The following is a 516-nucleotide window of genomic DNA, read 5'->3' on the forward strand; positions in this document are numbered from 1 at the left end:
TCATGACTGGGGTGAAGTCGTAACAAGGTAACCGTAGGGGAACCTGCGGTTGGATCACCTCCTTACCTAAAGATATTGCTTCGAGTGGCGTGCTCACACAGATTGTCTGATGAAAAAGTAACGAGCAGAAATACCTTTATAGGCTTGTAGCTCAGGTGGTTAGAGCGCACCCCTGATAAGGGTGAGGTCGGTGGTTCAAGTCCACTCAGGCCTACCACTTCTCGGAAGTGGAAAAGGTACTGCGCGTGACTGTATGGGGCTATAGCTCAGCTGGGAGAGCGCCTGCCTTGCACGCAGGAGGTCAGCGGTTCGATCCCGCTTAGCTCCACCATATAGTCCGGTATTTCACTACTTCAGAGTATATTGGCAACAGTATGCTGCGAAGTATTTTGCTCTTTAACAATCTGGAACAAGCTGAAAATTGAAACATGACGGCTGAAATTCATTCCTCCGTAGAAGTACTGGAATGAAGAGTAACCTGTCATAGAGTCTCTCAAATGTTTGCAGCGCGAACGA

At 48.4% G+C, this 516-nt stretch carries 2 tRNA genes and 1 rRNA gene; all 3 read left to right on the plus strand.

Annotation, left to right across the window (positions count from 1 at the left end):
- Positions 1-65: ribosomal RNA gene (locus ACK3CV_RS25310) — 16S ribosomal RNA — on the plus strand; the annotation flags it as partial.
- Between the two features lie 75 nt (positions 66-140).
- Positions 141-217 (plus strand) — tRNA-Ile (locus ACK3CV_RS25315).
- A gap of 38 nt (positions 218-255) precedes the next feature.
- Positions 256-331, plus strand: a tRNA-Ala gene (locus ACK3CV_RS25320).
- The last annotated feature ends 185 nt before the right edge of the window (positions 332-516 follow it).

The sequence above is a fragment of the Serratia sp. TSO36 genome, assembly GCF_057808395.1.